The organism is Melghirimyces profundicolus, from assembly GCF_003054245.1.
Lineage (GTDB): Bacteria > Bacillota > Bacilli > Thermoactinomycetales > DSM-45169 > Melghirimyces > Melghirimyces profundicolus.
Genome location: NZ_QBKR01000023.1, coordinates 45,052 through 59,497, shown reverse-complemented (window position 1 = coordinate 59,497; position 14,446 = coordinate 45,052). Strand labels below are relative to the sequence as shown.

Genomic DNA, 14,446 nt, shown 5'->3' with positions numbered 1-14,446 from the left:
CGGTCTCGCTATGCACTCACAGAGCACAAGTCTCGCCTGGGTCGCTTCACTCCCCGGTCTCGCTATGCACTCACAGAGCACAAGTCTCGCCTGGGGTCGCTTCACTCCCCGGTCTCGCTATGCTGTCCTGCAGAGATGGTTGCACTGTCCGCTCCGGATCATCCTGCTGCGGGCAGGAGCAAACGCCTACGGATGCAACACAGAGAAGCTTTTGCCCCTGAACGCCCTTGCAGGCTGATTCTCCGCTGGGCAGGACAGCAAAGTCGCTATTTTGGGTAAACGCTTCCCCTTTTTCTCGAAACGAACATGAAATCACCACGCTTCTGCGTTTCCATCGAGCAGGCACCGACGGGCCCTTGGAAAGGGTTCTCGAGTCGATCGGGGATAAAAGAGACCCCGGGGTGCATCCTAGTCATATCAGGGGAGAGAAGCCCTCTCCCTTGTACGGCGATTTCAGGGAGGGATACCATGAGCAAACGGAAAGTGGAAAAGAACCGCGACACGGTGACGAAAAACGAAGAAAACATCAACAGTGAGGTTCAGTTCGCTTATGAACAGAGCGGGGAACTCACGGACCTGGAAGTGGAAAAAGGACGCAAAGAACTTTCCGCAGATTATGAACGAAACGCCGAAAAAAAGAAGCAAAACCGGTTATAGCCGCAGCAGGCCCGGGCGAATCACCCGGGTTTTTTCTGTTTCAGGACGCAAAAAAACAGACCGTGACCGCCGTATTTGAAGGGTTGTACGGAACATTCATCCTTCCGTCGATAAATGTTTGGGATGCCGCCGTCGTATCTGATCATCCGGCCAAACCATGGCGTCGACGGAGGAGCGACGGCGTGGTAATACCGCGAGCCTGCCTGGATACAAAAAGCGGTGCCCGAAGGCACCGCGAGGTTAATGACAAGGGGGGCTGGGGCGCGATTTCGTCTTCCCACCTCATTCCCTCGAAGAGGTCAGACTGAACGGTCCGGTCCCACAGCAGCTTCACCGGGTGGGTGTCATAGCGACCCCGGCGAGACTTGTGCTCTGTGAGGTACAAAGAGTGCTCCGCACGGAAAGAGTCCCCTGCTCTTCTGTAAAGGTTTGTCGGCAGTCTAGAAGCGTTGTGAAAAAGGGGCGTCAGCATTTACCCAAAGCCGCTCCGGCTGCTGTCCTGCAGAGATGGTTGAACATGAAATCACCACGCTTCGTGCCCCGACAGCACCGTTTTCTGCTTTTTCAGATTGCATCTCTATCCGCTTGGACCCGTTCGACCACTTTTCTCAACCGGGTGGCGGCGCGGCGGGGGGAGGAGGCGCGGGTGATGGCGGAGATGACGGCGACGCCTTTCGCTCCCGCCCGGATGACGGGTTCCGCGTTATCCTGGTGGATGCCGCCGATCCCCACCATGGGAAGCGGCCGATTCTCCATGCGGGCGATCCGGCGGATGCTCTCGGGTCCGATCGGGTCCCCGGCGTCGGATTTGGATGGGGTGGCATACATGGCACCCACCCCCAGATAGTCCGCTCCGGCCTGAGCGGCCTTGTCCGCTTCTTCCGGATTTTCGCAGGAAACCCCGATGACAGGTTCCGATCCGAGGAGCCGCCGCACCTGAACGGCGGGTAAATCCTCCTGTCCGACATGGACTCCGTCGGCTTCCAGGACCATGGCGAGATCGACCCGGTCGTTGACAATGAAAGGGATTCGGTGCTTCAAACAGACCTTCCGCAGTTTTTTGCCCAGAAAAACGGTTTCGCTCATGGTGAGGGATGATTTTTTTTCACGGAATTGAAACATCGTGATGCCGCCGGCGATCGCTTCCTTGAGGATCCAGACCGGATCTCTTCCTTGGCAGTCCTGGCTTCCCATCACCAAATACAGACGCAGCGCGGACGGGGACAGGGGCATGGGATCACCTCTCCCGGGGTTTGATTGTGTCAATGCGAAGATCATACCCAACAAATAGTCTATGTGGAGAGAGTCCGAGTGATGACCCCTTCGGGATCGCGGTCCCGGTTGTAAGCCCAGTGGTTGGTGGGGCCGTGGCCTTTTCCGAGCTCCAGCGGCCGGGCGATGGCCCGGGTGATAAATTTTTTGGCGGTATAGACCGCATCCGCCAGATTTCGTCCCTTGGCCAACTCAGCCGTGACGGCAGCGGAAAACGTGCAACCGGTCCCGTGGGTGTGGCGGGTGTGGATCCGTGGAGCGGAGAAGGTGAGGAAGGATTCCCCGTCGTAGAAGAGGTCCGATGCGGTTTCCCCTTCCAGGTGCCCACCCTTGATCACAACGGCGGAGGCTCCCATGTCCAGGATGCGGCGGGCCCCGTCCTTCCGCTTCGCCTCCGTGTCCAGTTGTTGGTTCACAAGGATTTCCGCTTCCGGAAGGTTGGGAGTCACCAGAAGAGCCAGGGGGAGCAGCGTTTGGGTCAGGGCTTTCCGGGCATCTTTCTCCAGCAAGGAGTGGCCGCTTTTGGCCACCATCACCGGATCCACCACCAGGGGACCGACTCCATGCTGACGGATTTTTTCGGCGATGGTTTCCATAATCTCCACATTGGCGATCATACCTGTTTTCAGGGCGTCCACACCGATATCTTCCAACACGGCATCCATTTGCCGGGCGACGGCTTCCGCCGTCATTTCGTATATACCGCTCACACCCTGAGTATTCTGGGCGGTGACGGCGGTCAGGGCGCTCATCCCGAAGGCCCCCAGCTCCTGAAACGTCTTGAGGTCGGCCTGGATGCCCGCGCCCCCTCCGCTGTCGGAACCGGCGATGGTCAACGCGCGTGGCAGAGTCAATGGCTTCACTCCTTTGGACCGTTGAAAATGGAAAAGCCGCCGGACGGGCCGGCGGCGGAGGTTCGTTGAAGGCAATCGGAAACAAACAAACGATCGAATCCGATCCGATTCCCGCAGGTTACCTCCGCTGGCATGACCCAGATCAGGCAAAACGGTCGGCGGCGGATTCGGCCGCCCTCTCAGCCCGGTACCCCGGACTCCCGCAGGGGAACATGGTTCCAATCATTCAATCATTTCAATCATTATTATAGGAGCGTGCGGAAGGAAGGGCAAGGGGGATTTTCCGGGAGTGGCCGTACGGGCGGATGTCTATACCGATGTTCCCCGTCGGACATACGATGTAATGAGCCATTGTGCAGGAAGGAGGTACGACTGTGAGCAGAGCGAGAACCAGCAGTCTGTTCGGCCTGTTCGGCTTCAAATGGGTGTGGTGGATCGCAATAGCGGTGATCATCATCCTGTTCCTGTTCTTCGCATTTTTCTGGTGGTGGGGCGGAGGATTCGGTCCTTACGGTCCCTACTATTAACCCTTTACTTGCTTCCCCCTCATTCAACCTCCCTTTGGCGGAGGTTTTTTTGTGAAGGGGTACGGCCGGGAACCCTTTTGGCCATTGCTCATATCCTGAGGGTAGAACAAGCAGATCCCTCTGAAGAACGAAGGAGGTCGATGGGCGTGCGATGGCTCAAACCGTGGTTTGAATCCATGTACGATGAAGAAATGGGCGAGCTTTGGAACGAATGGCGAAACCTCTCCCACGACCTGGAACAGAACCGGATGAGCACCCAATGCTTCCAAACCGCCACCGATGTGGTGGTTCACGTCCGGATACCCCAATTGAACCCCCGCCATGAAATCAACGTGAAGGTCTTGGAGAACCGGATCCTGTACATTTCGGGGTCGACCGGGGGGAAGGGGAATCAACGGTTCCAGGAACGGTTTCACTTTACCCTGAACGTTTACCTTCCCGTACCGGTGGATGCGAAACGGATGAACACGGGGATGGATCAGGAGAAAAAAACGTTGGTGATCCGAATGCCCAAAGCCTAAAAGTATTGTGAAAAAGTGAGCGGCGGCATTTACCCGAAGCCGCTCCGGCTGCTGTCCTGCAGAGATGCAGACACTGTCCGCTCCGAATCATCCTGCTGCGGGCAGGGGCAAACGCCTGCGGATGCAACACAGAGAAGCTTTTGCCCCTGAACGCCCTTGCAGGCTGATTCTCCGCCGGGCAGGACAGCAAAGTCGCTGTTTCGGGTAAACGCTTCCCTTCTTCTGATCCTGACAATCAACCACAACGCTTCCAAAACAAAGGTGGATAAAAAACAAGGGGCATGCGGGGCCGGTACGACCGCCTTCGTTTGCCCCCAACCAAACGCCAGTTCTTCGGTCCAGTCCGGATCCGGTTGTGATAATATAAAATTCAGGCCTTAATCTTTGAAAGAGGTGTACATATGTCGGAAGGGAAGCAAGGGGGTTTCAAGCAACTTCTGAAAGAGTTGACGGAAGTGGCCGGTCCCCCGGGACACGAAGGACCGGTCCGGGAATTGATGGGCCGTTGGGCGTCCACCGTCGCCGATGAGGTGACTTCCGACCGACTGGGAGCGATGATTGCCCGGAAGGGAAATACGGGGCCACGGATCATGTTGGCCGGTCACCTGGACGAAATCGGATTCATGGTAACCCGGATCACGGATGAGGGCTTTTTGAAGTTTCGGCCCCTCGGCGGTTGGTGGAGCCAGGTGGTGTCCGCCCAACGGGTGGAAGTGATGACCAGGAAGGGGAAGGTACTGGGCGTCGTCGGTTCCAAACCGCCCCATCTTCTATCTTTGGAACAGCGGAAAAAAGCGGTTCCGCTGGACGAGTTATTCATCGATGTGGGTGCCGCCGGAAAAGAAGAAGCGGAGGAAATGGGGATTCTTCCGGGAGACGTGGTGGTCCCCTATTCCCCTTTTACGGAGATGGCCAATCCCAAGCACTGGCTGGCCAAAGCGATGGATAACCGGATGGGTTGTGCCGTGGCGGTGGAAGTTCTGCGGAGGCTCGAAGATCTGGACCATCCCAACACCGTGTATGGCGTGGGAACGGTAATGGAAGAAGTGGGCCGTCGGGGGGCCTTCACCGCCAGTGCCGTGGTCCGTCCCGACATCGGGTTTGCCATTGATGTGGGGATTGCCGGGGATACCCCCGGGGTCAACCGGGACCAGGCGCCCTGCCGTCTGGGGGAAGGGCCGTTGTTGGTTCTTTTTGATGCCGGGCACGTTCCCCACCGGGGGTTGGTGAGGATGGTTCAGGAGGTAGCGGAAGAAAAAGGAATCCCCCTGCAACACGAGTGGATCACCCGTGGTGCCACCGATGCCAGTCACATCCATCTTCACGGGGAGGGCGTCCCCACGGTTTCAGTCGGGGTGCCTTCCCGCTACATTCACAGCCATACCTCCATCATCCATCAGGATGATGTGGACGCTCTCATCCGCCTTCTGGTGGCGGTCATCCGCCGGCTGGATACCAGAAAAGTGGAGGAACTCCTGCAGGGATGAAAAACACCGCCCAAGCCCGACGGGCGGTGTTTTCCATGCAAGAGGTGGATGATTCCGCTCAGGACGGGGTCACCGGCGGTTGGGCCTTTTCCCTGGGGATGTGCTCGTGCAGGGTTTCGATCATCCTGTCTCTTTCCTGCGGGCTGCTGTTTTGCCAGATCACTTCAAAAACGACACCCAGCCCCGGAAGGAGTTTTTCTTCCCCCTGAATGGAATCGCTCACCATATTTTTCAACTCTTCGGGGTTCATGTCCTGAATATTGTAATAGACGGCTCCGCGAATGGGAAAATTCACTTCGTGTCCCTCCTTTTACGCATAGTTTGACACCGGTGCGTAAGCTTATCCGTATTGGGAAAAAGTTGTGGTATAATAACCGCAATCGGCTTTGTGTTCGGAGGAGATGCTTCATGAACAAGCAGTTCGCGGTGATCGGTCTGGGACGTTTCGGGGGAAGCGTCGCCAAGACATTGCATGATATGGGATACGAAGTGCTGGCGATTGACCGGGATCCCCAGCGGGTTCAGGATTTTTCCCAGATTGTGACCCATGCCGTGGAAGCGGATTCCACCGATGAAAATGCCCTTAAGGCTCTGGGCGTCCGCAACTTTGACGTGGTGGTTGTATCCATCGGGGAAGATATTCAATCCAGCATCATGACCACCCTGATTCTGCAGGAAATCGGGGTGGAGAAGGTGGTTGTCAAAGCCCGGAACGACCTTCACGGAAAGGTGCTGTACAAAATCGGCGCCTATAAAGTGGTTTATCCCGAACGGGACATGGGGGTCCGGGTGGTACATAACCTGATTTCGCCCAATATCCTGGACTACATCGAGCTTGCCGATGATTACAGCATCATCGAGGTGAACGCCGGTGAATTCTTTGCCGGCAAAACGTTGGAGGAATTGGACATTCGGGCGAAGTTCGGTTGCAACGTGATGGCGATTAAAAGCGCCGACCGGATTAACATCGCCCCGCTTGCCGGTGACCGCATCCACAGGGGAGACATCCTGGTTGTGATCGGCCATAACAATGATCTGAAAAAACTGGAGGAACGAGCGTAAGGATGAAGATCCTTCAAATCACATCCGCCCGGAACGAAAAAGTGAAGCGTTGGAGGAAGCTAAGCACCCGGAAAGGTCGGGACGAGTACGGAAGCATTCTGATCGAAGGGGAAAAGCTTCTGGGTGAGGCCATCAGGGCCGGCTGGCAGGTTCGCTCCGTCCTGGTCTCGGAAGAGGGGCGGGAGATGCTGGATCGGCTCACGCATCTGGAAGGAATCCCCGTTTACTCCCTGTATCCCTCCACCTTCAGCCAGCTGGTGGATACGCAGACTCCCCAGGGAATCGCCGCTGAGGTGGTGGTGCCCCACGAACGGGAACCCTGGCGCCTCACCGATGGCGGGCCGGTGCTGCTCCTGGATGCCGTGCAGGATCCCGGCAATTTGGGTGCGATCCTTCGAACGGCGGAAGCGGCAGGGGCCCGGGACATCTGGTTGGGAAACGGGACCGTGGATCCTTACAACCCGAAGGTGGTCCGTTCCGCCATGGGGTCGCTGTTCCGGTCCCGGATCCGGCGGGTGAAGTTGATGGACGCGATTCCGAAGCTGAAAAAACAGGGTTATTTTGTTGTCGGAACGGCCCCCCGAGCGGAAAAAAACCATTTTGAAACCCGTTTTCCCCTGAAGACGGCCTTTCTTCTGGGGAATGAGGGGAGGGGAGTGTCCCCCGAAGTGGAGGGGATGACCGACGCCACCGTGCGGATTCCGATGCCCGGTGAAGTGGAATCCCTCAATGTGGCCGTAACCGCCGGCATCCTCCTTTTCGAGTGGGTGAGACAGAAAGGGAGGGAATCCCGTTAGATCCCCCTCCCGCCGTTGCAAAGGCACTGTTTTTGGGCTATACTGATGGTTAAGTTCATCGATGTCAACGGCTGTGAAGGAGAGGAGTACCGCCATACGTCCCTGCCAGGGAGGGAATGCCTTGACTGGAAGCATCCCAGGGAAACGGTGGCGGGAAGTTCGCTCCCGAGCTGTCCCCCGAACCTTCCCTGTATCGGAAGCAGTAAGGGGTTACCGGTTGAATCCGTTATCGTCTCAATGAGTGGGGCAACCTTTGCCGTGCGTCGGGTTGTCCAACCAAGGGTGGTACCACGAAATCTCTCGTCCCTCGGGCGCGGGATTTTTTTATTTTCACGGAGTTTAAGGAGGGAGCCGGCGACCATGCGTGAAAAGCTGGAATCGTTGAAGAGGGAAGCGGAAGAGAAAATTCGCGCCGCTTCGGATCCGGAAGGGTTGAAAGAGCTCAGGGTGAAATACCTGGGGAAAAAAGGAGAGATCACTTCCGTCCTGAGGGGGATGAAAGACCTCTCCCCCGAAGAGCGGCCGGTGGTCGGCGCATTGGCCAACGAAGTCCGGAATCGGTTGGAAGAATGGATCCGGGCAAAGGAGTCGGAATTGGAAGAAGCACGACTTCAGGCCCGCCTGAAAAGGGAAACCGTGGATGTGACCCTGCCGGGCCAACCGCGTCCCCTCGGCGGTGTCCACCCTCTGAATGCGGTCATCGAACAAATCGAAGATATCTTTGTGGGCATGGGATTTGAAGTGGCGGAAGGACCTGAGGTGGAAACGGACTACTACAACTTTGAGGCCCTCAACCTTCCCAAGGATCACCCGGCCCGGGACATGCAGGATTCCTTCTACATCACGCCGGAACTGTTGCTCCGGACCCAAACCTCACCGGTGCAGGTCCGTTCGATGCAAAGCAAGGAAGGCAAGGTGCCGGTCAAAATCATCTGCCCCGGCAAAGTCTACCGTCGGGATGACGACGATGCCACCCACTCCCATCAGTTTACGCAGGTGGAAGGGTTGGTCGTCGACCGGGGAATCGCCATGAGCGAACTTCACGGTACCCTGCTGGCCTTTGCGGAGCAGATGTTTGGCGAGAAGTTGGAAAGCCGGCTGCGCCCCAGTTATTTTCCTTTCACCGAACCCAGTGTGGAAATGGATATTTCCTGTGTACAGTGCGGGGGCAGTGGTTGTCGGATGTGCAAATACAGCGGGTGGATTGAAATCCTCGGGGCGGGGATGGTGCACCCCCGTGTATTGGAACGGGGGGGTTACGATTCCGAACGGTACACCGGTTTTGCCTTCGGGATGGGGCCGGAACGGATCGCTCTCCTGAAATACGGAATCGATGATATCCGCCAATTCTACACCAACGATTTACGATTCCTGCGCCAATTCCAATCCGTGTAAACGAAAAGGGGGAGGGTACCGATGCTTGTTTCCTATCAATGGTTGAATCAATATGTGGACCTGAACGGCGTGACGCCGGAGAAACTGGCCGAAGAACTGACCCGCGGGGGAATTGAGGTGGACGTCATACACCCCCTCGATCAGGGCGTGGAAAACGTGGTCACGGGGGTTGTCAAAAAAGTGGAACCTCACCCCGGTGCGGACCGCCTGCGGGTATGCACGGTGGATGCCGGAAAAGAGGAGCCGCTCAACATCGTTTGTGGCGCCCCCAATGTGGCGGAGGGTCAAACGGTTGCCGTCGCGCTTCCCGGGGCGCGTCTTCCCGGCGGGGTGAAGATCAAAAAGACCAAGCTCCGGGGGGTTCCCTCGGAAGGGATGATTTGTTCCGCTCAGGAGCTGGGAATGCCGGAAAAACTTCTCCCCAAAGAGCAACAGGAGGGGATTCTGGTCCTTCCCGCGGAGACCGGGGTCGGAGAGGATGCAAAAGCGGTTCTCGGGTTGGAGGATGTGGTGTTGGAACTGGATCTGACACCCAATCGCTCCGATTGTCTCAGTATGTGGGGGGTGGCTTATGAAGTGGCCGCCCTTTTGGACCGGGAAGTCCATCTTCCCGTGACAGAAGAACGAATGCCCGTTGGAAAGACGAAACCCGTCGATGTGGTGCTGGATGCGGAAGAGGACTGTCCGTTTTACGCGACCCAGGTGGTGGAGGGAATCCGGCTGGGTGAGTCCCCCCGATGGATGCAGAACCGATTGCTTGCCGCCGGTATCCGTCCGATCAACAATGTCGTCGATATCACCAACTACGTGATGCTGGAATACGGCCAACCCCTTCACGCCTTTGATTATGACCAGGTGGAAGACGGGGAGATCGTCGTCCGCCGGGGAGGAACCGGGGAAACGGTCACCACGCTGGACGGTGTGACCCGCGCATGTGATGACCGGACCCTCTTGATTACCGACGGGACGAAACCGATCGGCATTGCCGGAGTGATGGGTGGTGAAAACTCGGAAGTGAAGGAGGGAACCACCACCGTCCTGATCGAGTCGGCTTATTTTGCTCCCGAATCCATCCGTCGGACCGCCCGGAGACTGGGTCTTCGGTCGGAAGCCAGCACCCGCTTTGAAAAAGGAGTGGATCCCGAGCGGGTCATCCCGGCGCTCACGCGGGCGGTGGAGCTGATGGTCCAACTGGCCGGCGGCAAAGTGGCCTCCCCCGTCACCGCGGAACGGATGGGGGAGATTGAGGATGTCATCGTTGAACTCCGTCACAACCGCCTGACCGGCGTATTGGGCGTCCAGGTGGAGGAGAAGGCGGTATTGGACGTCTTCCGTCGGCTCCGGTTCCCCACGGAAGTAAACGACGGTGTGTACCGGGTGCAGGTTCCTTCCCGCCGGCCGGACATCTCCATCGAAGTGGATCTGATTGAGGAAGTGGCCCGGCTCTACGGATATGACCGGATTCCCACCACCCTCCCCTGGGGGCAGCAATCCCCGGGAGCCCTGACTCCCGAACAACGGCTTCGTCGGGTGATCCGCCACTCCCTCAGGGATGCCGGCTTTCATGAAGTGATCAATTACAGCCTCACCTCCCCCGACCGCCTGCGCGAGTTGGAACCGGTGCTTTACAAAGAGGCCCGGCCCATCCGGATCAGCATGCCGATGAGCGACGAGCGGAAGGTTCTCAGGACCTCTCTGGTGCCACAGCTTCTGGAGACCGCCGAATACAACGTCCATCGGCGGGAAGAAGGGGTTTCGGTTTTCGAACTGGCCCGGGTGTTTGTCACTGAGGAGAAAAAGCTGACCCGGCAACCGGAAGAAAGGTGGGCTTTGGCCGGTCTGGTGACGGGGGCCACTTCCCCGCACTGGCAGAAACGAAACGGAGCACCCGATTTCTTCACTGTCAAGGGCATGCTGGAGTGGCTCTTTGAGCGGCTCGGCGTGAACGGCATCTCCTTTGAAGCGGCACAGCCCGAAGGGTACCACCCGGGACGGACGGCCCGGATCAAACAGGACGGCCGCGTGATCGGCGTGTTGGGACAGGTCCATCCCAAAACCGCCTCCGCCCACGATCTGGATGACACCTATGTGTTCGAACTGGATCTGGAACCGGTGACAGAGGCGGCTCTGAACCGGGTGATCCGCTATGAGACCCTGCCGAAACATCCTGACACCACCCGGGATCTGGCGTTGGTGGTGGATGAGGGGATTCCGGTGGGGGAACTGGAAAAAACGATCCACTCGGCGGGCGGCGAGCTGCTCCAGTCCGTCTCTCTCTTCGATGTGTTTACAGGGGAACAGATCGGGGAAGGGAAAAAAAGCGTCGCCTTTTCCCTCCGCTACCAGGCAGGAGACCGCACTCTGACGGATGAGGAAGTGGCGGAGGTCCATCAAAACGTGATCCAACGGCTGGAAGAGAAGCACGGGGCGGTTCTTCGAAAGTAAACGTTCCGGATTTTAAACTTGGCAGGAACCCGATCGGGGCAGGACGAAAGATAGTGGAAAAGGCTTTAGAGGGACAGGGGGCGCAGCCGATGAAGAACAAATTCACAGTCGAAATCTACGGTCAGATGTATCATATCGTCGGCAAAGCCAGCCCCGGATATATCCGGGAAGTGGCGGGGCACGTGGATGAGAAAATGAGGGGAATCGCCAAGAACAATCCCCGGCTTGACACCGCCAAGCTGGCGGTTCTTTCCGCCGTCAACATCACCGACTCTTATCTGAAGCTGAAGCAAGAGTACGAAGAGATCCTGCACCTGATTGAAGACGATCAACCGTGAGAGTGGTGGGATGTTCATGAACCTGATGGATTGGATTATTGTTCTGATGATCATCGGGGGGTTGATTCAGGGTTACCGAAAGGGCTTGATCAAAGAGACGGTCTCCCTGGTGGGGGTGCTGCTGGCCCTCTTTGTGGCTTATCAGTTCAGCTCCGACCTCACCCCCGCTCTCAAAGAGGTCGTTCCCCTTCCCGAATCGGTGAGCGGTGAAGGATGGGGACAGTTTTTGCCGGTGGAGCAGGCCATCTACAGTGCGATTGCCTTTGTCGTCCTGTTCTTGATCACCAAGGTGTTTCTCTCCTTTGTCGCCGCCGTCTTGACCCAACTCACCAGTTTTCCCGTACTGAACCAGATCAACGGGGTGGGAGGAGCGCTGATCGGGTTTCTCAAGGCGTTCCTCGTGTTGGTGATCGCTGTCAACCTCCTCCACATCCTTCCCTGGGCGGAGGGGCGGGACGCGGTGAACGAGTCCTCCTTAAGCCAGGGAATCCTGGAGATGACACCCGATGTGACAGGAGAGTTTAAAAAGATGATGAACCGATCGTGAGTTTGGCTTCCCCCCCCACGGGGGTTTTCCTTTGTCAGGAGATGAGGAACCAGAAGGTTTGTGAAAAGTGAGCGGCAGCATTTACCCAAAGCCGTTCCGGCTGCACTCACAGAGCACAAGTCTCGCCTGGGGTCGCTTCACTCCCCGGTCTCGCTATGCACTCACAGAGCACAAGTCTCGCCTGGGGTCGCTTCACTCCCCGGTCTCGCTATGCACTCACAGAGCACAAGTCTCGCCTGGGGTCGCTTCACTCCCCGGTCTCGCTATGCACTCACAGAGCACAAGTCTCGCCTGGGGTCGCTTCACTCCCCGGTCTCGCTATGCACTCACAGAGCACAAGTCTCGCCTGGGGTCGCTTCACTCCCCGGTCTCGCTATGCACTCACAGAGCACAAGTCTCGCCTGGGGTCGCTTCACTCCCCGGTCTCGCTATGCACTCACAGAGCACAAGTCTCGCCTGGGGTCGCTTCACTCCCCGGTCTCGCTATGCTGTCCTGCAGAGATGGTTGCACGGTCCGCTCCGCTGGGCAGGACAGCAAAGTCGCTATTTTGAGTAAACGCTTCCCCTTTTCTCGAAACGAACATGAACTCACAACGCTTATAGTCCCTTCTGCCAATGAGCACCTGGCCCTTTGCTCAAGCCGTTTTCACCCATTCATTCATTGGCCGCCCGATAGACGGGCGGTTTTTTGCTTGGTACCGATGGGATTTTTGGGCTGATGGACAACTTTCGGCAAACTTCGCAGTCCCCGATTGATAGAATCATAGAGTGAAAGGGACAAGGGAGGAGATGGGGAAATGAAGCGTATTGTCGGTCTTTTGACGGTGGTTCTACTGGCCGTTGGATGGCTGCCCGTCGGAATGCCGGTCACGGTGCGGGCGGAAGAGGCACCGAAGGAAGAGTTCCGCGCGTTCTGGGTGGATGCGTTCCACGAGGGGTTCAAGACACCGGAACAGGTGGACCGGCTGATGGAGGATGTCCGCAGAGCCGGGGCCAATGCGGTCATCGTCCAAGTCCGCCGCAGGGGGGATGCCTATTTCAACAAAGCTCTGGAGCCGAGGACCCAGGATCCCGGGCTTCAATCGGGGTTTGACGCTTTGGCTTACCTGCTGGAAAAAGCCCACAACGAATCCCCCCGGATTGAGGTTCACGCTTGGCTGGCCACCCTGCCGATCTGGAACTCTGCGACACCGCCGGAGTCGCCGGACCATGTCTTCAACCGGCACGGTCCCACCGCGGAAGAAAGGGATTACTGGCTGATGGAGAGTGTGGACGGGGCTGACCGGTTCGGGGCTGATTACGTGTTGGACCCGGGTCATCCCGATGCTTTGGACTACACGGTGGATCAATACGTCAACGTGGTGAAGGAATACCCCGTCGACGGCATCCACTTGGATCTGGTCCGCTATATGGGACCGGAATGGGGGTACAACCCGGTCAGTCTGGAGCGCTACCAAAAGGAGACCGGAGCCGTCGGCCGCCCCGATCCCCAGGACGAAGGGTGGAAGGAGTGGCGCCGGGAACAGGTGGATCACCTGATGCGGAAGGTCTATCTGAAATCCATCGCCATCCGTCCGGACATCAAGGTGTCTGCGGCCGTGATCGCCTGGGGGAAGGGGCCGGAAACGATGGAGGAATACCGGAATTCCGCTCCCGTCCAGCGGGTGATGCAGGATTGGAACGGGTGGTTGCAGGAAGGGATCATCGACTTGGCTGTCCCGATGAATTACGATCGGGAGCACGTGGCTGATCAAAAGGCCTGGTACGATCAGTGGATCCACTGGGAGAAAGATCATCAGTACCAACGTCAAATCGCTGCGGGACCCGGGATCTTTCTCAATTCCATCGAAGGCAGCCTGGCCCAGATCGCCCGGGCGCAAGCTCCTTCCGCCGAAGGGAACCGGTTGGCCGGGGTCAGTCTCTACAGCTACGCCGTCACCAACAAAGACGGCGTGGACAGGGAGGTGTTCCTTCAGGCTTTGAAAGAACCCACATCTTACGGGGAACCGGGCTTCCACGACGTCGCCCGACCACCGGAGATGAAGTGGAAAACCCGTCCTTCCAAGGGTTTCTTGATGGGACAAACCGTCGACAGAGAAGGAAGGCCGCTGGACGGGGCCGAGGTGGAATTGCGTCATCGCAGTCACCGTTACCTTGTCAAGACGGACGGAAGCGGATTTTTCGGCAAAGCGGAACTCCCTCCGGGCCGCTACACCGTGAAGGTGAAAAAGGGGAAGGGGCCCGCCGAAACCATCCGGATCCGGGCCGGACGCGTGTCCCGGGTGGAGGTGGAGGCGAAATAAGGAGGGGAACACCTTACCGGTGTGGAAAAACAGGAGAGAAAGCGAAGCCCCGCTCATGCGGGGTTTTGTTGATGGAGAAAGAAAGGATGAGCCGGATGGAAGGAGGCTCCCTTTTTCATGAATGGAGTCAAACGGGGCCGTATTTTCGTATGATAAAACAGGGGGAATAAAAAAAACGGAAAGAGGATACCGGAGCCCAAAGTGAGAAACCATACAGGGGGCTTTTTTCAGCCTGCGGAGG

Annotated in this window: 14 protein-coding genes and 1 other annotated feature; of the genes, 11 read left to right on the top strand and 3 right to left on the bottom strand. The window is 57.6% G+C overall.

Going from position 1 to position 14,446, the window contains the following annotated elements; all coding sequences use genetic code 11:
• Positions 1–468 precede the first annotated feature (468 nt).
• Positions 469–657, top strand: a complete 189-nt coding sequence (locus C8P63_RS14880) for a hypothetical protein (protein ID WP_108025438.1) — start codon at positions 469–471, stop codon at positions 655–657.
• 564 nt (positions 658–1,221) lie between these two features.
• Here the strand turns inward: C8P63_RS14880 and thiE are convergent.
• A complete protein-coding gene (thiE, locus tag C8P63_RS14875; RefSeq protein WP_108025437.1) occupies positions 1,222–1,890 on the bottom strand; it encodes a thiamine phosphate synthase in 669 nt (222 codons plus the stop codon).
• A gap of 59 nt (positions 1,891–1,949) precedes the next feature.
• A complete protein-coding gene (thiD, locus tag C8P63_RS14870) occupies positions 1,950–2,783 on the bottom strand; it encodes a bifunctional hydroxymethylpyrimidine kinase/phosphomethylpyrimidine kinase (protein WP_108025436.1) in 834 nt (277 codons plus the stop codon).
• A gap of 374 nt (positions 2,784–3,157) precedes the next feature.
• Here thiD and C8P63_RS19210 point away from each other — a divergent pair, with 374 nt between their 5' ends.
• The 3 genes from C8P63_RS19210 (at position 3,158) to C8P63_RS14860 (ending at position 5,318) form a co-directional block, all read left to right on the top strand.
• Entirely contained in the window at positions 3,158–3,310 is a 153-nt protein-coding gene (locus C8P63_RS19210; protein WP_170109692.1) for a hypothetical protein, read from the top strand.
• Positions 3,311–3,456: 146 nt separating this feature from the next.
• Complete coding sequence (locus tag C8P63_RS19205) at positions 3,457–3,831, top strand: Hsp20/alpha crystallin family protein (protein WP_170109691.1); 375 nt, start codon at positions 3,457–3,459, stop codon at positions 3,829–3,831.
• Between the two features lie 401 nt (positions 3,832–4,232).
• Positions 4,233–5,318 (top strand): M42 family metallopeptidase, encoded by a 1,086-nt coding sequence (locus C8P63_RS14860; RefSeq protein WP_108025434.1) that lies wholly within the window; start codon positions 4,233–4,235, stop codon positions 5,316–5,318.
• A 58-nt stretch (positions 5,319–5,376) separates the two neighbouring features.
• Here C8P63_RS14860 and sspI read toward each other — a convergent pair whose 3' ends face one another.
• Positions 5,377–5,613 (bottom strand): small acid-soluble spore protein SspI, encoded by a 237-nt coding sequence (gene sspI, locus C8P63_RS14855; protein WP_108025433.1) that lies wholly within the window; start codon positions 5,611–5,613, stop codon positions 5,377–5,379.
• 35 nt (positions 5,614–5,648) lie between these two features.
• On the opposite strand from sspI, the gene C8P63_RS14850 reads away from it, so the two are divergent.
• The 7 genes from C8P63_RS14850 to C8P63_RS14820 all read left to right on the top strand — a co-directional run bounded on the left by C8P63_RS14850 (position 5,649) and on the right by C8P63_RS14820 (position 14,205).
• Positions 5,649–6,380, top strand: coding sequence for a potassium channel family protein (locus C8P63_RS14850; protein ID WP_281258731.1), 732 nt, complete (start codon positions 5,649–5,651; stop codon positions 6,378–6,380).
• Between the two features lie 2 nt (positions 6,381–6,382).
• Positions 6,383–7,177, top strand: coding sequence for a TrmH family RNA methyltransferase (locus C8P63_RS14845; RefSeq protein WP_108025431.1), 795 nt, complete (start codon positions 6,383–6,385; stop codon positions 7,175–7,177).
• 64 nt (positions 7,178–7,241) lie between these two features.
• Positions 7,242–7,488 (top strand) — a binding site (T-box leader).
• Positions 7,489–7,537: 49 nt separating this feature from the next.
• On the top strand, positions 7,538–8,572 hold the full coding sequence (gene pheS / locus C8P63_RS14840) for a phenylalanine--tRNA ligase subunit alpha (protein ID WP_108025430.1): 1,035 nt from the start codon (positions 7,538–7,540) through the stop codon (positions 8,570–8,572).
• A 21-nt stretch (positions 8,573–8,593) separates the two neighbouring features.
• The gene (pheT, locus tag C8P63_RS14835) at positions 8,594–11,017 is read left to right on the top strand and encodes a phenylalanine--tRNA ligase subunit beta (RefSeq protein WP_108025429.1); all 2,424 of its coding nucleotides are present in this window, start codon (positions 8,594–8,596) and stop codon (positions 11,015–11,017) included.
• Between the two features lie 89 nt (positions 11,018–11,106).
• On the top strand, positions 11,107–11,355 hold the full coding sequence (zapA, locus tag C8P63_RS14830; protein WP_108025428.1) for a cell division protein ZapA: 249 nt from the start codon (positions 11,107–11,109) through the stop codon (positions 11,353–11,355).
• Between the two features lie 16 nt (positions 11,356–11,371).
• Entirely contained in the window at positions 11,372–11,902 is a 531-nt protein-coding gene (locus C8P63_RS14825; protein ID WP_170109689.1) for a CvpA family protein, read from the top strand.
• 797 nt (positions 11,903–12,699) lie between these two features.
• Positions 12,700–14,205, top strand: coding sequence for a family 10 glycosylhydrolase (locus C8P63_RS14820; protein ID WP_108025426.1), 1,506 nt, complete (start codon positions 12,700–12,702; stop codon positions 14,203–14,205).
• Positions 14,206–14,446 lie beyond the last annotated feature (241 nt).

What these genes read in the sequence shown, in the direction of transcription:
- zapA (WP_108025428.1), top strand. Translation starts at nt 11,107, where the DNA reads ATGAAGAACAAATTCACAGTCGAAATCTACGGTCAGATGTATCATATC.
- C8P63_RS14845 (WP_108025431.1), top strand. Translation starts at nt 6,383, where the DNA reads ATGAAGATCCTTCAAATCACATCCGCCCGGAACGAAAAAGTGAAGCGT.
- C8P63_RS14820 (WP_108025426.1), top strand. Translation starts at nt 12,700, where the DNA reads ATGAAGCGTATTGTCGGTCTTTTGACGGTGGTTCTACTGGCCGTTGGA.
- C8P63_RS14880 (WP_108025438.1), top strand. Translation starts at nt 469, where the DNA reads ATGAGCAAACGGAAAGTGGAAAAGAACCGCGACACGGTGACGAAAAAC.
- thiE (WP_108025437.1), bottom strand. Translation starts at nt 1,890, where the DNA reads ATGCCCCTGTCCCCGTCCGCGCTGCGTCTGTATTTGGTGATGGGAAGC.
- pheT (WP_108025429.1), top strand. Translation starts at nt 8,594, where the DNA reads ATGCTTGTTTCCTATCAATGGTTGAATCAATATGTGGACCTGAACGGC.
- pheS (WP_108025430.1), top strand. Translation starts at nt 7,538, where the DNA reads ATGCGTGAAAAGCTGGAATCGTTGAAGAGGGAAGCGGAAGAGAAAATT.
- C8P63_RS14860 (WP_108025434.1), top strand. Translation starts at nt 4,233, where the DNA reads ATGTCGGAAGGGAAGCAAGGGGGTTTCAAGCAACTTCTGAAAGAGTTG.
- C8P63_RS14825 (WP_170109689.1), top strand. Translation starts at nt 11,372, where the DNA reads ATGAACCTGATGGATTGGATTATTGTTCTGATGATCATCGGGGGGTTG.